This is a genomic window from Deltaproteobacteria bacterium, from assembly GCA_016180845.1.
Lineage (GTDB): Bacteria > UBA10199 > UBA10199 > JACPAL01 > JACPAL01 > JACPAK01.
Genome location: JACPAK010000008.1, coordinates 65,921 through 85,615 on the forward strand (window position 1 = coordinate 65,921; position 19,695 = coordinate 85,615).

Below are 19,695 nucleotides of genomic sequence, written 5' to 3' on the forward strand. Positions count from 1 at the left end.
GACGTGAAAAATTTTTTTTTCTTTCTGATCTTCTTTTTGTCCGGCACATTATCAGCGACCCCCCTTCCACGAAAAATACTTGCGCTCTACGACCCCCAAGTCTTTTCAAAACCGATCGACACCCCAATCCACCGACACGCCGAGGTCTGGTTGAATCACCTCGGCATGGAGGTCGTCTATCATCCGATCACAAGGCCTCTTCCCAAACTCTCTCCTGATTTTCGCGGTCTCATCAGCTGGTTTACAACCGTGAGTGCGATCAAAGACCCTCTTCCCTACTGCCGCTGGCTCGAAGACCAGATTCACAAGGGACAAAAAGTGGTCATCCTGGAGGAACCCGGATTTCTGAAGACCAGGGAAAGAAAAATCGATCCTGCCTGTCATCAGGCGCTTCAAACACTCGGCATTGATTATCGCGGTTTTTTTTCTGACAACCCCTTTTATTATGAGATTGTCAAAAAAGATCCTTCGATGGTCGAATTCGAGAGAAAGATCGACCTGACTGAGGGGCTTCTCTATAGCCTCATAAAGGCCGATCCCTCGGCCAAGGTGTTTCTGAAGGCAAAGCGACTCGACATGCAAGAGGGCCTCTCAGATTTAGTCGTCATCACGCCTCATGGCGGTTTTGTTCATTCTTCCTATGCCATCTATGGAAAAAAGGATCTGGGGAAACTCCACTGGCGACTCAATCCGTATCTTTTTTTTACCAAGGCGTATCAACTTGAAGGACTTCCTCGCCCTGATGTCACAACCCTCAATGGGACCCGAATCTTTTTCAGCCATATCGACGGTGACGGGATCGTGAATCTCTCGGAAATCGATCGGAAATCTTATTCGGGCGAGGTCATTTTGAATGAAGTCCTGAAAAAACGGACAACAATTCCGATCACCGCCTCTCTGATCACCGGCTATTTTGATCTCGCTGAATTCAAAAATGAGAGGGTTGCCAAACTATACGATGAGATCTTCTCGTTGCCTCATGTAGAACCTGCGGCGCATGGCTATGCCCATCCATTGAAATGGGAGGAAGGAACACTGGCGCTCAAGATTCCAGGGTATCGCTTCAGTGCGGAAAAGGAGATCCGTGGTTCAGTAGAAATGATGAATGAACTGCGAAAACCAAAACTTTTCCAATGGACCGGTGACTCCCGTCTCTCCGAAACGGAACTTTCGATTGTAAATCAATTGAACATTCAAAATATCAATGGCGGGGAACCTCGTTTCGACAAGAGATTCGATAGCTACGCCTTTCTGATACCGATCGCGGCAACGCATGGGCTGTTTCACCAGATTTACACCGCAGCCCCGAATGAAAACAATTACACCGATCTCTGGAAGGACCGGTTTTTTGGCTACCAGGAGGTGATCGAGACATTCCAGAACACCGAAAGTCCGATCCGATTGAAACCGATCAATATTTACTATCATTACTATTCAGGAGAGAAGCTTGCAGCGCTTAAGGCGCTTCAGGATGTCTATGACTATGCGCTATCGCAAGAGATCTTTGCGATGACCGCTTCCGAATATGCGCAGCTTGCCCAGGAGTTTTTTGATTTTCCGATTGAAGTCATCCCTTCCGGCTATCGGATCCGCCATGAAGGGAGATTGCGAACTGTCCGTTTTGATCGGGAGTCAAAAAATGTCGATATCGATCGTTCGCATGGAGTCCTCGGCTTCGTTCATCATCAGGGAAACTTGTATGTCCATCTCGATGAAGGGGTTTTGCATGAAATTGTTTTGATATCAGACAATCCGTCGAGGCCGTTTGTTGAGAAGGCAACCTTTTGGGTCCAAAATTTTAAGGGTGATCAGCAAAAAATCGTTTTTGGGAAGAAAGGGTGGCACCGAAGCCAAATCACCCTGGGCGGTCTTTTGCCGAATCAAGATTACCGAATCAGCTCGGGGAAAATGACACTGTCAGAGAGGACTGATTCAAAAGGGAGGTTAACCATTCTTTTCCCGGAAGCAGAGAATGAAAGAGGGTTTCAAAAAGTGGTGATCGAACATGTATCTCTCTAAAACAAAAATCGGGGCGTTCATCGTCGCCATCCTGATCCTCGGCTGGCTGCTTTATCCACGAGAACTCTTCCTCGCCTTTATTTATGAGGGATTCACAGAACTCAAACAGGCCGAAGAGTTTTATTTAACCACACTGGAGAAAAGGACTCACAACAAATTTGCGAGCCTCAGATTGGCCCAGCTTTACGAGAGGATGGGTGAGCCGGAAAAGGCAACACCGATTCTAAAAGATTTGCAGCGGTACCGAGCAAAGGATTGGGAGACAGCGGAAGTTTATTTGTCCCATTTGGAGCGAACTCACAATGAAGAGGCTCTCTACGAGGAACGATTGAGAATCGCCAATCAGTTCCAAAAAGATGCTCGTTTCCCAAAAAGAAAAGTGCAAGAGCTCCTCGACGCTGCCTACGCCCAGGCCCGGTGGCACCAAAGGTCAAAAGAGTCGCTTGAGATTCTCTCGAATTTAATCTCCTACAGCCCACAACCGAAACCGTATCAACTTGAACAGCAAGATCTGGACCGCGCCCTGAAAAGATCGGAGGAGGTGATCGCCACTCTCCAAGAAAAAATCCAAAATAATCCCGATGACAAGGCGAGCCTTGAGGAATTGATCCGTGTTTATCGAGTGATTGGTCATCATCAACAGGCAGAGGTCTTGATCCAGTCTGGACTGGCAAGATTCCCAAAAGATCTCGAGCTCCTGAAAATCGATGCCGATCTCAAGAAAGAGCGCGGACGCCACTCGGAGGCCCTCCCCCTCTATCGTGAAATCGTTGGCCTCCTCGAGGTCAAACTCGAAAAAAAGCCGGGCGATTTCGTGACAGAGAAGGAACTTATTTACCTCTACCTTTACGAACTCGAGGACGATTCTAAGCTTCATCTGTTTGAGAAATATGTCGAGTCATCGCATGATGAAACGATTGCTATCGATGTCGCCCTTCTTCTCGAAAAGAAGAATCATCCCAACGAGGCGCTGCAATGGCTGCGGAGGATGAATCAACTCTTTCCGGATAGCGATCGGATCGCCCTCAAGATCGCTTATCTCGAATCCGTCCTCGGAAATCCTGAGAAAGCGAAGGAGATCTACGAAAAACTTGCGGAGACCCATAAGAATGACCCGAAAATCCTCTCGATAATTGGAAAGGAGCTCTTTTTTCTCGGCGAGACCAAAAAATCCAAAGAGATCTTGCAGCGGGCAATTCATCTGAAACCTTCTGACTTCGAGTCCTGGTTTTGGTTCGGAGAGATCCAACATTCCGAAGGGGAGAAAAAAGGGGCGAGGGGGTCCTATCAGAAGGTTCTCGATCTGACACGAGTTCACAAAACCCCTTTGGAACAAAAAAGAATCATGCTGAAGTCGGCAGCGAGACTCTCTTTTGATGACAAAATAAAGGCAAGGTATCGCCAACTGATCAGAGAACACCCAGATTCCAGCGCGCTCGTAACCGATTTTCTAGAACTCTTAATTGAAAATCGCCAGTGGGAAGAGGCGATACCGATTCTCGAGGAATTCAAAAAAAGAAAACCGAAAAACTGGGCCTCCCGTCGCGATCTCGCGAATGCCTACGTCGAATCGAGACGGTGGGTATTAGGCATCTATGAGTATGAGGAGATTTCACAGGCAACAAACGCCGCTGACATCTCCTTGCGCCTCAAGGAACTCCACGAAAAATACGACACGCGAGTCGGTCCGACCTTTCAATGGCTCGACCTTGGAACGGACGACCTTATCGAATGGGGACTTGAGGCGAATGATTATCTCGACCCGGAATGGGAATTAAAGATCCAGGCAACTGCCGGTCGCTATCGATCTCCCGGCCTCAACTTCTCCGGTGTCGCCGAGCATGGACGGCTCTCACTCACAAACACTCATTTCAAAAACACGGAAATTACAGTCGGGAGTGGTTACGGTTTTAGTACCGCTCGAAAAACAGGCTCTCCGCTGGTGGAATTTGCCTATCAGTTTTCGCCTCAATTTCACCTAAAAACCGGATTTGAAATACGAGCCCTCCGGACCGATATCCCACAGGCGGTCCGTGCCGGTTCGATCCAGGATCGTGCCTTTTTTCAATATGATCTCACCCTCTGGAACCGACTGCTCTTTCTCTCAACCTACCGTTACAGCCGAAACGTCCTGCCATCCGGTTCCAGAAGTCATGAACAACTCGTCGAGCCGTCGCTCTCCTGGATCGTTTCCCACAGGCCTTACCTCTCGATCGGTTATCTCTTCAGTTTCGTTCATCTGACCGACGAGGGGGGGTATCTGAATACCGTTTCTCTGCTCCCAAAAATTCATGCGCACTATTTGACGACCTCTCTGGATTATCCTGTCCATCAAGACCTCTCCCTCGAATGGGGATTTTTTATTGGCGAAGATACCGCCCGCAACCTTCATATCTGGCAGGCGGATCTTTTTGGGACACGAGCGGGATTTAAATGGGCGCCGCTTTCCTGGTTGGACGTACACTCCTCCTACGAATTCGGCCGCGAGTCGCTCCCCGGCCTGCCCGGAGAGGGGCATCGTGTCCGGACATCAATCTCCGGGCATTGGTTTTAGTCCGAAATTCGAACGGACTGTCCGATTTCATGATCCAGCTGACCAAGGAGGAAAAGGAAAGAGGATCGATCAAATGTTTATGCCACCCCCACCCAAGCAAAAAATCTCACCAACCTCCCACCGGCCTTGGTCATCACCGTCGAATACGACCCGATGCGAGATGAGGGGAGCATTTATGCTCAGAGGTTAAAGGAGGCAGGGGTACAAACAACTCATCGATTTTATCCCGGACTCATTCATGGTTTTTTTGATCTGTACACGATCGTTGATAAAGCAAACGAGGCGTGTCGGGAGATCATTGGAATAGCAAAGAAGCTACTCGGAGGCGGTCACAGTCCGTGACCGCCTCTTCCTTGGAGTCTGGAATTCGAACTGAGCGTCCGATTTTCGGACGGTTCATCACGATCAAAAAGCCTATTGTTTAATAAAACCTGTTTTTAGGGTTGGCGTCCTTCTTGCTTATTCCGAATGACGATGAGCTTTTTGCCTTCTACAGAGCATGTCGAAAAAAGGATCCTTTTGATTCGTGCTCAGAAGGTCATGCTGGATGCCGATCTTGCCCCTGTTTATGGGGTTACTACCAAAAGGCTCAGGGAACAAGTCAGACGCAATCTAGCCAGATTCCCTCAGGATTTCATGTTCCAGCTAAGCAAGGAAGAGCTTCTTGAGCTCGCCGCAAATTGCGGCCACCTTTCCAAGCTGAAATTTTCGCGTTCACTCCCTTATGCCTTTACCGAACATGGAACGATCATGCTAGCCAGCGTCCTAAACAGTAAAATCGCTGTTCAAGCTAGTGTTCAGGTTGTTCGAGCCTTCGTCCGTCTACGTGAGATCCTTTCAACCCACAAAGACTTGGCCAGGAAACTGGAAGAGCTCGAGAAGAAATACGACTCCCAATTCAGAGTCGTTTTTGATGCGATCCGGCAGCTCATGTCCCCACCTCCGACTCGATCAAAGCGAATCGGGTTTTGAGGTTCCGAAATTCGAACTGGATCTAAAACGCCACCTCGCCAAAGCTAATCGCGACCTGACTCCTCCAGGAAAAGTCCGGGTCGTCACTCGCAAGACCGATCGGAAACGAGGTCTTGAACTCGACCCCATGGCGGACAGCGATCAAGAATCCGGGGGCGACCAAAAGGTGATCGTGTCTTTCTGAGTGAGTGCCCTGATGAAATTCAGGGAGATAACTGACCTCCTCCGTGAGATAGAAGGTCTCCTCATAGAGGCGTGTCACAAGCGCCTGACGCGCAATGAGCTCATGGGACCTCTCCCCTTGTCCATTCTTGGTCGATATTTCGTACCCAACATTACCCAGCAGATGAAACCGATCATGAAACCATCGACCGATGTTGAGATTAGGACCGCCTGCTGTCACCCCTTCTCCAAGTCCCCTCGCCTCTGAACCGGTCGGAATCTTCGCCTCCAGTCCTGTCGAGAAGTTGAGAAAAGAATCCTCCTCGTGAAGCCACTGATACCGAACCCCAATCTCGGTATCGCCAATACCACCCGATGCTGCCCCGGGACCATCTTGATACGGAAACTCGACCTCCAGTTGAAGATCTTGAATAAAAGAGAATTCAATCCCGACCGGGACAACAGTCGAAGCGGTCGTGCGATCATCAAACCCCAAAAAACCAAAACCGACTTCAGTAACCAAACGACCTTTTTCAAGGACATTCGGGAGCTCTGTCCCGATCGGCTCGAGTCGATGGGCATGGATCAGAGATGGAAAAAGAACGAAAGCTAAAAAAAACAAAAGAAGTTTCTTCATGTTCGGAGGCGTCTTACGACGAAAGAGACAATCATGGCAACCCCAAATCCGGCAACAATGATCGGCCCTGTCGGCAGGTCACAAAAATAAGAGACGGCGATCCCCCCAACGCTTGTCATGAGGCCAATCAGCCAGCCAAGCAGGATACGTCCTTTCAGAGATTCGAAAAAAAGCATGCTGCAAAGGGCCGGAACGATCAGAAAGGAAAAAACGAGGAGTATCCCTCCGATCTGGACAGAACTTGTGATGACCAATCCAAAAGAAAGGTAGAAGAGGAGATCCCAGAACCAGAGTTTCATCCCCCTCCGTTCCGCCTCGACCGGATTCGTCGAGACCAGCAGAAAGCGATCTCGGAAGAGATAATGCGCCAGCCCGAGCAGGGCATAGATCATTGCGGTCTTGATAATCTGCGACCAACCGACCCAGAGGATATTCCCCGAAAGCATGTATTTGAGATGTTCCGATCCATGCGGGATCTTGTCAGCGATGAGGATGACAAGCGCCGAACTGACAGCGAAAGAGACACCAATGATCGCCTCTTGAGGGATCTTTTTCTCGCGAAAATAGGCAAAGAAGAGCGCCCCCAAAAAGGTAAACCCGAGGGCAAAAAAATAGGCGGACTGGCTTTCCGGTTCCAAACCGAACAGAAACGCCATCGTCATACCGAGCGCAGCAATCTGGGCTAATGCGATATCAATAAAAATAACGCCGCGACTGATCACATGGATCCCGAGATAGGTATGAATACCGGTCAAAACGAGGCAGGCGGCAAAAGCGGGGAAAAGAAACAGGAGTGCGTTCACAACGCCTCCTTGAATTTTTTCACGAGGAACTCAAAAAGATCTTCGTAAGATTTTGTCTCCAGGTCACCACCAACCGCAGTCGGAAGGATTAGAAATTTTGCGCCGGTTTTTTCTGAAAGTTCGCGAGCCGGCTTCGGGTCATAATAATTTTCGGCGATAATGAGCGGGATCCTCTCCTTTTGAATCAGATCGATCAGGGACAGGATATGAGACGGCGTCGGAGGAATCCCCGGTTTCGGTTCGATCAATCCGACAACCCTCAGACCGGCCCAATCAACGAAGTACGAGAAACTCTTATGGTGCGTGATCAAGGTTTTCCCACGAAGAGGGACCATCTCCCTCTCCCATTCGGCGATCTGTTTGGAAAATGAGGACTCCCACCTCTTGAAATTTTCGGCATAAATAGCGGCATTCGTCGGATCAAGTTCGCTCAGTCTGTCAGCAATCGTCTTCGCAATAATCAAACCATTCCGAGGATTCATCCAGTAATGGGGATTCCCCTCCGGATGCACATCCCCCATGGAACGATCGATCTTGCCGGTAGGGACCTCAAGGATCGGGACACCTGCTGCAGCGGTCAAGTGCCCCTTCTCCCCTCGCTGGATCTTCGGATTCCGTGATTGAACGAGGAGAACCGGCAACCAGCCAGACTCGAGATCGAGCCCAACCTCGATCAGAAGATCGGCACGATTCAGAAGCACGACATAACTCGGCTTCGGTTCGAGATAATGGGGATCCTGATCGCCGCGCACAATCGATGTCACCTCGACTAAATTCCCACCGACATTTCGAGAGAGTGCTGCCAGATCAGGAGTCGTCGTGATAACCTTCAATTGTGCCAAACCGACAGATGGCAGTGAAATAAGAGAAACAATAAATAAAAAATAAAAGGATGAAGGATTAAAAAACATGCGCGCCATGGGGACCTATATTAAATTGAAGCTGTAAAAACGCCTCGTGTTGATAGCCTCCTCCATCAGGACGAATCAGATTGTATTGGCTGCGAACCCTGAAAAATTCGGTAGGAAGAAAGGTCAGAACAGCACTACCGCTATTTTCCCTAAAACCTTCGTCCGGAAGACCGACCCGCTCATAGCGAAGACCTGTCTCCCAACGCCGTGCAAACTGGTAGAGAAGCTCGGAATAAGCCCCTCCCTCCACCTGGATTGCGGTCAGACCTTCGAGTCGCCGGATAAAATATTCGGTCTGCCATTTGAGCCCTTTTTCGAGAGATGGTTTCCATCGAAAATAAATGTCGGTCCCATAAATCTGGGTGCTATTTCCTGCCGCGGTATTGTTGAATCCAAAGATCCCTGAAAGACCATTCTGAAAGGTCAGATCTGGAGTCAAATCAACGGCATTCTTCCAATGTCCCAGATAGGCAAAATCTTCCTTTCGCGAACCGTCGAAATTGCCGGCATTCTCTCCCTGAAGAAATTCGAAGGAAAGTTCCGAAAACCACGGGGTGGGAAAAAGTACGGACGCCTCTCCCCCTAATTCTGAAAACCCTTCTGGACCGAAGAAAAACCGGTTGTTCCGTGATTGATCGACAAAGTTAAGCTGCTCAGTGTGCTGGGTATTTTGCCTTCCAAAACGAACCAGCATCTTCCCCGCCCGCATCTGAAAATTTCCGGGAAGCGATAGGGTTGTGAGTGTTGCATCTTCAACCTCGACACTATCTTCTTTAAACAAGATAAAGACATCCCCGCGTACATAGGGATCGACGACAGACTGGAGCGCCAGTTCCAATCCCTGAAGGTTCAATCCGGTTCGCGATGGATTCTCTCCCTGATCGCCGACAGGTTCATTCTGGAAATAGGCGCCGGCAACAGAACCGATGAGGCTGATATCCGGAAGAAGTTTTTGTCTTCCCTGACCGAAACCAGTTGATTCGTTCATCAAAAACAGAAACAGAAAAAAAAGACTGACACACAGATGTTTCGCGAACCCCATGAAACTGCCATTAGCTCCTGTCATGATCTCGGTCAATCTTTGATATTCTGTTGATCTTCCTGAACCTGTCGAATAGTCTAGAACCAATGGGGAAAAAAGTTCTTCTCATTGATGACGAACAAGACTTGACCGAGCTCCTGAAAACCCTTCTGGAGTTTCATGACTTGGATGCGGATACCTGCAACGATTCCCGCCAGGTGGAACAGGCCTTTCTCTCTGCCCAATACAACCTTGTCGTCACGGATCTCATGATGCCCGAGATTGATGGTTTCCAGCTGATCCAGAAAATTCGGGAAAAAGAGAATTATCGCACCGTCCCGATCATTGCCCTCTCGGCGAAAACCTTAACGGACGAGGAAAGAAAATTTTTATTAAGAAACAATATCCATTTTTCGATCAAGCCGTTTGAACCCCAGGATTTGGTGGAACAGATTTCTCAACTGCTGCAATCCTCTTAAACGATGAAGAGGTATTCTTATTTTTTTGAAATCCCGATCTTTTACCTGATCCTTGTTCTGATTAACCTCGTCTTTTTCCCCCATCTGCCCGGCTATATTGATGTCGATCCCCATCCTTATTGGCTCGGCATCCTTCTTTTTGGTTTTCGCTACGGAATCAGTGCGAGCCTTTCGGTGGGCATCCTTTCGGCAATTCTTTATTGCGGCTTTGGTTTTTTTTACATCGAACGCTATCTCCTGGAGGATGACTCTTTTTACCTTCTTCCGGCCTGTTTTATCCTGCTCGGTCTTTTTATCGGAGTCGTCACCGATCAGTCCCGGAAATTGATCTCGAAATTAGGGGGTGAAAAAGAGTCACTCCTCAAAACCATCATCTCGCTGAAGGAAGAAAATAAACTTCTTGAAGAGATCAACCAGCAGTTCGAGAAGAAGATCGTCACAAAGATGTCGACCCTCGTCACGCTTTATGAAGGGGCCAGACGGCTCGAGTCCCTGAAAAAAGACGAGCTCTATCATGCGATCCTCGATTTCATCTCCAAGACCCTCGACGTCGAAGAGATCTCCCTCTACCTGAAATCCCCCGAAGGATGGCGGCTTGAAAAGTCTCTGGGATGGAAGGAGTACCAAAAAAGACCTGCCCTTCTAAAACTAAATGAAGGGATCACAGGACTCGCCGGTTCAAAAAATCAGATCGTCACGATCCGTGACTTTGTCAGCGGCCAAAAGAAAGAAACACCAACCCTTTTGGGTGACGCCCTCGCTGCCGGCCCCTTGAGGGAAGGAGAGCAGGGAGAGGTGATCGGTGTCATCAGTATCCAAAAAATGCCCCTCACCAGTTTTAACAGCGCCTCCATGAATCTCTTTTCGTTTCTGCTGAACTGGGCCTCGCGCGCGACCGGGCGGGCCCGCTTCATCCAGGAACTTCAGGAGAGCGAGATCCTCGACCCTGAGCTTCAGATTTATTCTTATCGCTATTTCGAATCGAGACTCAAACAGGAGTTTGCGCGTTCGAAAACCTACGCACTCCCCTTGAGTGTTGGTCTTGTGCAGGCAAAAACGGAAACCTCTTTGACATCTTCCAAACGTCTTGCCCTCTGGACCGCGCTTTCGCAACTCCTGAAGGAATCGGTCCGTGAGATGGATGTCGTTTCGCATTTTGAAGGAACCGATATCCCTTTCGCGCTGATCCTCGTCACCGGAAGCCGCAAACAAACCGAGGAGATTCGCGAAAAGATCCTGAAGGGGTTTGATCGGCTTCAACTTCCCGTCACACTTCATCTGGGATTTTCCAGCTATCTCCCGGCGATGAACGAGATGAACGAACTGATCCAGAAGGCAAAAGAGGAGTTAGGTCATGTTTGAGCTTCTCCTCATGTTTCATTTGATCGTTTCCCTGATCCTCTTTTTTTTGATTCCAAAAAATCTCGTTTTGTTTTTTTTCTTTTTCCCAGGGATTGGTGCCATCGGATTGGCTGTGCTTTATTTTTTCACCAAACAGAGAATCCCGCCTGAAAAAATCATGGAGCCCGAGGAGGATTGGCTCACGTTGACAGAGCTCCCCAAACCCAAACCGATGATCTCAAAATCACGTACCGAAAGAATGATCGAGGAACTCGATCTCATGTCACTTGCGGAGATTCTTTCGTCCAGCGATCTCGAACTGAAGCGAGGCGCCCTTGAGAAACTGGCGCTTCTCAGAACCCCTGAGGCGATCGACCTGCTTCTACGCCATCGTAGCGATCCCTCGGCCGAGGTTCGTTTCTACGTCACATCGGCCCTGGAAAAGATCAAAAGGGATTTTGATGAAGAACTTGAGGTGACGAGAAATCAGATGGAAAAAAAACAGACGGGTGCTATGGTTAATCTCTCCCTCTCCAAAATTTATCTCCAATATATCCAATCGGGCCTTCTGGATGAAGCAACCGCACGTGTCTTTGAAAGAGAGGCGTTCTATCATCTCAATCAAGCGGTCGCCACTGGTACAGGAGATCCACAGGCCTATCGGACCTTGATCCAGCTTTATCGAAAACAATCTGCCTGGGATCGTGCCCTTGAACTCCTGAATCAACTCAAACAAACGGGGAAAACCACTGAAAGCGAGATTTCAAAAGAAAAGGCCCAGATCTTCTATGAGGCAGGGCGCTATGCCGAGATGGTTCAAGAGTTCAACCGACTCAAAGAAAAAGGGGCAGCTGACCCCTCCTGGACCGCGTTAGTGAACTGGTGGACAAGCTAGATGAGACCGCTAGAAGAAATTCGAAATCAAATTTTTGGAGAGAGCGAGGATGCCCGCTTCACCGCTTGGATGGAGCTTTACCGTTCTCCCGAAGAAGCCGCCAAAAATGAGATCCGGAAAATCATCACGGATGATAATCCGCTACCAAAACTCCTCTTCATCCGGTTTTTGGCTCGAATTCCTGAAGAGGAGGCTGTCGCCTCTCTCCTCCAACTTCTTCAGGATAACGATGACGCGATTGGGAATGCCGCCAAAAAGGGGCTAGACAAGAACCATTACGAACTAAAAAACCAGAGGCTCCTCCCGCTCCTCCACTCACGCTCAGACCGCACTCAGGAATACGCGATTGAAAAATTAAGTCGTGGAGGGGTGGTGGAGGCGATTCCCCCTCTTCTCTCACTCCTGCCCCAAGCGGACGACAGGCGTCTCCTCAAACTCCTCTCCGCCCTGCGTTATCTGCCTGATAAAAGAACCCTGCCCCCTACCCTCCCTTATCTCAAAGATCCCCGGGAAGAGGTCCGATTTCAGGCGGTCCTGATCCTCGGCTCCCTTCATGAAACCGGTGTCGCAGGTATTCACAAACAACTCATGCCCCTTCTCAAAGACCTATCGGCCAAGGTGAGAAAGGCGACCCTCTGGAGCCTGCGCAAGGCCCCTTCACAAGATGATCTTGTCCCTCTCATGACAGTTTCTCTCGAAGATCCTGATGCCTATGTGCGACGCGAAGGCCTGTTGGGTCTCTGCTCCTTTCAAACCGTCGAGACGATCCATCATCTGCTCACGGTCCTCGTGACAGAAAAGGAAAGAATCGTGAGGCTGCAATGTGAAGGGGTCCTGCTGAGCATGCCTCCCGAACTTCTGACATCGGGGCTCCAAAAAATATTAAAACTGAAGAATGACCCTGTTCGGGAAAAGGCGATCCTGCTCTTCGCCTCGTTGCACCAAAAATCGTCGTTCTTTTTCGATTTCCTCGTTCAAGAACTCAAAAGACAAAAAGAGGACAAAAAGAAAATCCTTCTCCTGCAGGCCTTTGGAGAATTAGCGGATGAGAGGGGCCTTCCTGTTCTCAGCAGCTATTTAACCGGCTCGCCCCCGATCGCGTATGCCGCCTTCTCCGCGCTGATCCAGATCTGGAAACGACAGGGAAATCCTGATGTCACTCCCTATCTTCAAAATCCTCAGTTCTCTCCTCTGCTCAAACAAATGGTCCTCAGATTTATTGTTCGGCAGGCGAAATCAATTCGAAATCAGGAGGCCTTAATCCCGATCCTCACCACTTTTCTGGATCACGCAAACACCAATATCCGTTATCTCTCCACGCAAATACTGGTCCAGATCGCTGCAAAATCAACCTACGGGGCGCTCTTGAAAACCTTTTTGAAAGAAGCCGACCCGACCGCCCAAAAATTTCTCGCGGATCACCTCGTCCTCCTCGGATGGACCGATCCAGATCTTCTGGCCTCCTCTCTCGCTCCTTATAAAGATCAACCCGAAATCATTTCTCTTTTTCTTTCCCTCCTAAAAAAAGAATACGCCTCAAGAGATCAGTTTCTAAAACTTTTTCAGGCGCTCCTCGAACCCCCACTTACACTCCATGAAACCGTTCTCCGGGATGATATTGCAAAATTTCTTCTTCACCATCTCCAGGAGGACCCAACCCTCCTCCCGCTTGCCCTAGAGGAAATCGATAAGATCCCGGGCAGCCTTCCCCTTCTTAGGTCCTTTATCGAACTTTTGGGCTTTCAGCCGAAATCTTGCAGAATCCTGCTCCCCTTCTCTTTGCTCAAAAACTGGTTTGAGACAGCGGACGAGGAGAAACAGAACTTGATTATCGACCTCATGGGACTTTCATCGGAAAGATCGCCGATTCCTTTTCTCGTCTCACTCGTTGCGAATCCGTCGCTGAGTAGACTTCACTCGAGGGTCTCGAAAAACTTGAACAAACTGATTGAGGCCTCCGCATGATCGATGTCTGCATGATTCTGGAAGGAACTTATCCGTATGTCGCCGGTGGTGTTTCCACCTGGGTGCACCAGCTCATCTCTTCCATGAAGGATCTGAAATTCGGGATTGTCTATATCGCCCCAAACTCCGATCCGACTCGAACCATGAAATACGAACTGCCTCACCAGGTCCTCTTCATGAAGGAGATTTATCTGCATGACTACGATCTCGATTTGCATCGACTCCGAAAAGGAGGAAAAAAAGATTACGCCCTCCTGAAAAACTACTACCAAAAAGTTCTTAGTGGGAAAGCCGATGAATTCGAATCGTTCCTGCAACTTTTTCAAGGAGACCAGCGCTGTTTCGATCTGAAAACACTTTTTTCTTCGCATGAGGCGTGGGAGATTTTAACTCATTTTTATAAGGCCTTCGGAGACGGCGTTTCCTTTCTCGATTTTTTTTGGACATGGCGCGGGACCCATCTCCCGATTTTTCAGATCCTGCAGACGGAACTCCCTCGCGCAAAGATCTATCACGCGATTTCGACAGGTTATGCCGGTCTTGTCGCAACAATGGGCAAGATTCTGCATCAGGGTCTTTTTTTTCTCACGGAACATGGCATCTACACCCATGAAAGGCTTTTGGAGATTTCCCAGGCCGACTGGATTTACGAACAGGAAAAAAAACATTTTCGGGCCGAGAGGGATCTCTCATTTTTCAAGAAATGGTGGATCGGGATGTTTCAGGCAATGAGTCGCCTCGCCTATCAATACTCCGACAAGATTGTTACTCTCTATGAAGGCAACAGGCTCCGACAGGCCCTCGAGGGGGCTCCGCTCAATAAAATTTCAATTATTCCGAACGGGATTAACCCGAAGGAATACCAATCGATCCAGCGCGAGAAAAAACTGATCCCCCAAATCGGCCTCGTCGGTCGGGTGGTTGGGATCAAGGATATTCGAACCTTTGTTCAGGCAGCGAAGAGGGTCATCAATACCGGCAAAGAGGCCTCCTTTTACATCATCGGACCGACGGATGAAGAGGAGGATTATTTCGAAGAGTGTCAGACGATGGTCGAAGAATTGAAATTGGAGGAGTTCATCACCTTTACCGGCCGTGTGGACGTCAAAGATTACTATAAATTCCTGGACCTTGTGGTCCTGACCAGTCTCTCGGAGGCCCAACCCTACGTGATCCTCGAAGCGAATTGTGTCGGGATCCCGGTCGTCGCGAGCGACGTCGGGGCGTGCCGGGAAATGCTCGAGGGAACCGAGATGGCGGATAAAAGACTTGGGGCGAGTGGTCTCGTCACAGAGGTTTCGAATCCTGAATCAACAGCGCAGGCGATCCTGAAACTTCTGAATGACCCTTCCCTCTACCAATCAATGAGTGAGGCGGGCAAGGAAAGGGTCGTGCGCTATTATAATCAGGATGATTTGTTGGGGAGATATTTGAATCTGTATGAACAGAATTTGTGACTTCATATGGCGGGAATAGGATTTAGACTCCATAAGCTTCTCAAAGGCGAGTCGTACAGCGACCTCGTGAAGGCGTATCTTTTTTCCGCCATCATCACCACCGGGCCGATGCTCGTGACGATCGCCTTTCTCGCATTCGTCGGCCAGTTCCTGAAAAAACAGCTCAGCCCCGAACAGGGGGAACTCCTGTTGGGTCTGATTCTTTACGCCTATGCCTTCTCGATGATCGTCATGGGAATATTCCTCTACATCGTGAGCCGTTACCTCGCCGATCTGGAGTACCTGAAAAAAATCGAGCTCTTCACCCCGACCTACCTCTCCGTCCTCGAGATCACGCTGTCTCTCCAAGCGATCATCGCATGCATCTACCTTTATCCCCTCCCATTGGAAACCACCGTCAAGTGGTCCCTCTTTTGCCTCTATCTTTCGATCAGCGGGATCTGGCTCGCGATGACCTTTCTCTCCGCCGCAAAAAGTTACCTCTGGATTGTTGCTGCCTTTGTCATTGGATCTTTTGCTGGAGGCCTCTCTTCATGGTTCTGTGGAAAGACAATAGGCTTCGCTGGTTACCTGTCAGGTTTTATGATTGGTCAGGCCACCATCTTTTTTCTCTTAAGTGCCCGGATTTTTCGTGAGTTCGGATATCAGAAGTCTCACGACTTCAGCTTTCTCTCCCATATGAAGAAATATCCGTATCTGACCTGGGTCGGTTTGCTCTATTACATAGCGGTCTGGATCGATAAGTTTATTTTCTGGTTTAGCCCTCACGGAGACAAGCTGGGAGAACACCTCTATGTCTTCCTCGATTATGACCTCCCGATGTTTCTGGCCTTCATGACGATCGTCCCCTCGATGGCCTTTTTCCTCGTCCAGATGGAGACCTCGTTTGCACGACACTTTCGGGCCTATTATGAGGCGGTCCGTCGTCGGGAGCCACTCACCCAACTCCAGGAAAAACTGGAAGGGGTCCGTCTCATCCTCACGCGTCAGTTTCAAAAATATGTGCTGTTTCAGGGACTCCTGAGTGGGGTGATCATCCTTTTTCTCTATCAGATCGCCGAGGCGTTTCAGTTAAACCCGGCCCAGATGGGGGTCTTGCGGATCGCAATCCTCGGCGCCTTCCTTCAAATGGGATTCCTCATGGTCCTCACGATCCTCTTTTATTTCGATGCCCAGAAGGAGTGCTGTCTCCTGACCCTTTTCTTTTTGGTCTGCAATGCCCTCTTGACAGCGCTGACACTAAAAATCGGTCTCCCTGCCTATGGCTTCGGTTATGCCGGGAGTTGTTTCATTTCACTGATCGCAGGATTTTTCGTTCTCGATCATCGAGTGAAAAACCTCCACTACTGGACCTTCATGAAGCAACCGATCTTGCTCCCGCATTTCCAACTCGAAACAGAATCCTTCAAAAAATAACTTTTTTCTTTCCCGCTAAACTTAGCTGTGAGATACTTCAGATCGCTATGGCATCAAGGGGTAGATTATCTTTCTTGTTTGTCGCATTTTTTCTGATCGGCCTTTCGTCTTGCAATACAACATCCGATGAAACACCCACTTCCACCGAAATTGAGGAAGAGACGATTGCCCCCGATCCTTTTACGTTAATCGTCGAAGGGACTTCCGTCGAAATCTGTACTGTTTATGGCGCAAAAAATGCGGTGTTGGGCTCAGGTGCGGCGAGTGGACTTCAATATACCGTCGGACATGAGGACTCCGCGATTGTGAGTTGCGGTGATTCGTCGGCACTCTTTGATATCGGAACTGAAAAAGTAACGCTGACACCTCAAACAACCGAGATCGCCAAGGCACTCGCGGGAACTTCGATGCGAGGAGGGACCGACCTCATTGCTGAGGCGATGGCAAAACTGGATGCGAACGAAGATGCCGGAGCAACCGTCCGACGATCCCTTGTCGATTTTCTGACCTCCCTCGAGGCGTATGAAGAGGCGTCGGAAGAGGAGGAAGAGGCGGAAACACTTTCCGCCGTCCGGCTCGCCTCCGTTCACCGGGCCAAACGAATGATGCAGACCCTGCTCACGATGGGTCAACCGGTCCTTGTCGAACGGATCGGTGAAGGTCAGGTGATCGAGGCCTGCACACCGAACAAAATCGATGACCTGATCCATGATGCGGTTGGAACCGATGCCTCTGTGATTGGCCTCACCGGATGTTTGGTTTGGCACAGGCTCTATACCTACACAGACTATAATAATCCTCTTTTTACCCCTGACAATATTCCGAGCTCCTTTCGGATACTCGCCACTGAATCAGGTCTCGTCTCGGCCCTTGTCGATGCCGATCGCCTCAATCGACTCTATACCTTGAGTTCACTCCATAACTATCTCTTTTCGCGTTTAGGCCATTCCGGTTATTGTGAAGACGACGAGGGGGTAGTCACCGATCAATCATTGACAGTGACAGATCTCCAGGCCTTCCTGTCCACCTTCATCAACCAACTGAGAGGGAGAGAAGACGATGATGATGACGACGACGAAGACGACGATATGGAGCTCGCCGATTTTCAATCTTATCGATTCCATACCGGATACAACCCCTCCGGCGGTTGGGAAGTCAATATGGCGGCAGAGCTACAGACACTTCCAGCCTCCTGTTATGACAGTCTTCCAACCACTTCATGCCTTGTGAGCCCGCTTCGATTTGATTTCGATGGAACCACACTGGCACGGAATCCATCCGGTCGTTATGGACTTATGATGGAGTGGCGCAGCGGGGGTTTTGTCAGTTTCGCCTGGGTCATCGATATCGTGAGTGGCAAACCGTATCGAGATTCCAACTTTCAACGGGTCAAGGTCACGATCAATCCGAGTGATTATGCAGCCATTGATTATGCAAACCCGCTCTACGTCAGCGCCTTGAATCCGATGTGTGACACCACAAGAAGCTCCTGTGCCCCTTATTCCAACGCGAGCTGGAGGGGCCTCTATCCGACAATGTCATTCGTGAACAATGTCTATCTCTTTGCCACACCCGAACGTTTCGTACGCGAGGCGTATCTGATCCGGGATATCTCGGATCTGGACCGGATGGAGCCGGTCGAGGCGTATGCCTTGACGCGCATGATCGCCGGATCGATGGCCGCCTTCCCGCAAGCGGGGAGTTCTGGTTGCCATGTTATTCTAAAAGACCACGGGAAGACCCTGACCGAATGGGATACCGCCAGCAACGCCTGGATTGAGAGCGGAACGGCAGAGCTTGATTGGGAAGGAGACGGAGTGGTTACGCTCCGGGAAACCGGCTCTGTCGAGGTCGATAACGCCAACTGCCGTGTCAAGAATGAACTCGCGGAGAGAGAGCCTTGCACACTCGATACGAGTGCCCTGCGAATCGATCAGGCGAGTCGTACCTCTGTGAGTGGCGGCACCGCATTTTCCGTCTCCGGCACTGTATCCGCCTCGAGTGCCTCATATGCTGCTGTCACTTTCAGCCCAACCCGGCTCTTTATTAGTAACAGTCAGAGTCGCGGTTACTTCGAGGGGGATGAGCAGATCGACGAATTTCAGATCAAGGGACGCAGTTTAGGTGACCGGATTGCCACCGGTGAAACGGTCATTGGAACCTACGAGTTTGAGGCAGATACGAATTAAGAGATCCTTGTCGCAAGCCAATGGATATCCGAATAGATCTGAGCACAGCGGCTCTTCTCCGCAGCTGTTACGTTCGGCATCCGTTCAATGCTTCTAAAAAGACCAACGACATCCAGGAGTCCCGCTCTCGAAAGAATCCAGGCCTTTTGGCCGGCGGGACGGCAGTAGTACTCCCCCTCATCGATTAAGACAAAATAGACAACTCTCAAACGACCGTGCGGGTCTCTCATTAATCTCTTTGCCTCCCTCACAACAGGCTCGGTTCGTTGAAAACGGTTACAGTCAATACCAAATGCAATCCCTCGGCTATCTGACGCCCATCCTCCTGAATGATGAATAAGTTTTTTCATCGCCTCATGAACTGCCGGAGAGGTTCGCGGTGCTGTCTCTAACCTTTCACCACGATACAAAAGCCGTCTGACCGTAACATCGAATCCCAATCCAAACTCCTGTGACATGCGACGAACCCGTCTCTGCCCCCAATGATTAACCCGCTCCAACAATCTCCCTATCCCATCCGAAAAAATCGGCTGGGTGTAGCCCAAGAGTTGATCGACTTCCGTCTCCACTCCCCGGAGCGTTCGCAATCGACCGGCAAGTCGTGATCCAAAAGGGGTCGCACGGAGGATCAACCCACCGCCGAGTAGGAGCAGAAGGGTTAAGGGAAGTGCAAATCCAGCCTGAACCGGTGCCCAGGGAGCGGGGGACCTTGAGACGAGGACAAATGTATCCCCCCCACGAGGTGGGATTACCTGTTCAGAAGGGTCTCCAAGGTTATCAGCAGGCCCAATAGCCCTGGTCTCTCCCCTTATGGAATCAATTCCAGCCATCAAGAGAAATTATCGGCTAAAAATGAGAGAGGTTGTTGATTGAG

General features: G+C 49.7%; 15 protein-coding genes and 1 pseudogene. 11 read left to right on the plus strand and 5 right to left on the minus strand.

What is annotated here, in order from left to right; translation table 11 throughout:
* Positions 1–3 precede the first annotated feature (3 nt).
* The 4 genes and pseudogenes from HYT76_09575 to HYT76_09590 all read left to right on the plus strand — a co-directional run bounded on the left by HYT76_09575 (position 4) and on the right by HYT76_09590 (position 5,545).
* Positions 4–2,019: a hypothetical protein gene (locus HYT76_09575; GenBank protein MBI2083796.1), complete on the plus strand. Its 2,016-nt coding sequence runs from the start codon at positions 4–6 to the stop codon at positions 2,017–2,019.
* The gene (locus HYT76_09580; GenBank protein MBI2083797.1) at positions 2,006–4,573 is read left to right on the plus strand and encodes a tetratricopeptide repeat protein; all 2,568 of its coding nucleotides are present in this window, start codon (positions 2,006–2,008) and stop codon (positions 4,571–4,573) included. Before HYT76_09575 ends, HYT76_09580 begins: the two co-directional genes overlap by 14 nt.
* A 57-nt stretch (positions 4,574–4,630) precedes the next feature.
* Positions 4,631–4,915, plus strand: a pseudogene (locus tag HYT76_09585) (alpha/beta hydrolase fold domain-containing protein).
* A 126-nt stretch (positions 4,916–5,041) separates the two neighbouring features.
* Positions 5,042–5,545 carry an ORF6N domain-containing protein gene (locus HYT76_09590; GenBank protein MBI2083798.1) on the plus strand — a complete coding sequence of 168 codons (504 nt, stop codon included), beginning with the start codon at positions 5,042–5,044 and terminating at the stop codon, positions 5,543–5,545.
* Positions 5,546–5,567: 22 nt separating this feature from the next.
* On the opposite strand, the gene HYT76_09595 is transcribed toward HYT76_09590, so the two are convergent.
* Genes HYT76_09595 through HYT76_09610 form a run of 4 tightly spaced genes read right to left on the minus strand, consistent with a single transcriptional unit; the run spans position 5,568 to position 9,187 of the window.
* Positions 5,568–6,344 (minus strand): transporter, encoded by a 777-nt coding sequence (locus HYT76_09595; protein ID MBI2083799.1) that lies wholly within the window; start codon positions 6,342–6,344, stop codon positions 5,568–5,570.
* Positions 6,341–7,147 (minus strand): metal ABC transporter permease, encoded by an 807-nt coding sequence (locus HYT76_09600; protein MBI2083800.1) that lies wholly within the window; start codon positions 7,145–7,147, stop codon positions 6,341–6,343. The genes HYT76_09595 and HYT76_09600 overlap by 4 nt, the downstream gene beginning before the upstream one ends.
* Positions 7,144–8,067, minus strand: coding sequence for a zinc ABC transporter substrate-binding protein (locus tag HYT76_09605; GenBank protein MBI2083801.1), 924 nt, complete (start codon positions 8,065–8,067; stop codon positions 7,144–7,146). Before HYT76_09605 ends, HYT76_09600 begins: the two co-directional genes overlap by 4 nt.
* Complete coding sequence (locus tag HYT76_09610; GenBank protein ID MBI2083802.1) at positions 8,048–9,187, minus strand: hypothetical protein; 1,140 nt, start codon at positions 9,185–9,187, stop codon at positions 8,048–8,050. The genes HYT76_09605 and HYT76_09610 overlap by 20 nt, the downstream gene beginning before the upstream one ends.
* On the opposite strand from HYT76_09610, the gene HYT76_09615 reads away from it, so the two are divergent.
* The 7 genes from HYT76_09615 to HYT76_09645 all read left to right on the plus strand — a co-directional run bounded on the left by HYT76_09615 (position 9,187) and on the right by HYT76_09645 (position 18,821).
* A complete protein-coding gene (locus HYT76_09615; GenBank protein ID MBI2083803.1) occupies positions 9,187–9,558 on the plus strand; it encodes a response regulator in 372 nt (123 codons plus the stop codon). The genes HYT76_09610 and HYT76_09615 overlap by 1 nt on opposite strands.
* A gap of 3 nt (positions 9,559–9,561) precedes the next feature.
* Complete coding sequence (locus tag HYT76_09620) at positions 9,562–10,920, plus strand: hypothetical protein (GenBank protein MBI2083804.1); 1,359 nt, start codon at positions 9,562–9,564, stop codon at positions 10,918–10,920.
* Positions 10,913–11,794 (plus strand): HEAT repeat domain-containing protein, encoded by an 882-nt coding sequence (locus tag HYT76_09625; protein ID MBI2083805.1) that lies wholly within the window; start codon positions 10,913–10,915, stop codon positions 11,792–11,794. The genes HYT76_09620 and HYT76_09625 overlap by 8 nt, the downstream gene beginning before the upstream one ends.
* The gene (locus HYT76_09630; GenBank protein MBI2083806.1) at positions 11,795–13,759 is read left to right on the plus strand and encodes a HEAT repeat domain-containing protein; all 1,965 of its coding nucleotides are present in this window, start codon (positions 11,795–11,797) and stop codon (positions 13,757–13,759) included.
* Entirely contained in the window at positions 13,756–15,216 is a 1,461-nt protein-coding gene (pelF, locus tag HYT76_09635) for a GT4 family glycosyltransferase PelF (GenBank protein ID MBI2083807.1), read from the plus strand. Before HYT76_09630 ends, pelF begins: the two co-directional genes overlap by 4 nt.
* Before the next feature lie 6 nt (positions 15,217–15,222).
* Positions 15,223–16,632, plus strand: coding sequence for an exopolysaccharide Pel transporter PelG (gene pelG, locus HYT76_09640; GenBank protein ID MBI2083808.1), 1,410 nt, complete (start codon positions 15,223–15,225; stop codon positions 16,630–16,632).
* A 74-nt stretch (positions 16,633–16,706) separates the two neighbouring features.
* Positions 16,707–18,821, plus strand: a complete 2,115-nt coding sequence (locus tag HYT76_09645) for a hypothetical protein (GenBank protein ID MBI2083809.1) — start codon at positions 16,707–16,709, stop codon at positions 18,819–18,821.
* Here the strand turns inward: HYT76_09645 and HYT76_09650 are convergent.
* The gene (locus HYT76_09650; GenBank protein MBI2083810.1) at positions 18,818–19,651 is read right to left on the minus strand and encodes a hypothetical protein; all 834 of its coding nucleotides are present in this window, start codon (positions 19,649–19,651) and stop codon (positions 18,818–18,820) included. The genes HYT76_09645 and HYT76_09650 overlap by 4 nt on opposite strands.
* Between the last annotated feature and the right edge of the window lie 44 nt (positions 19,652–19,695).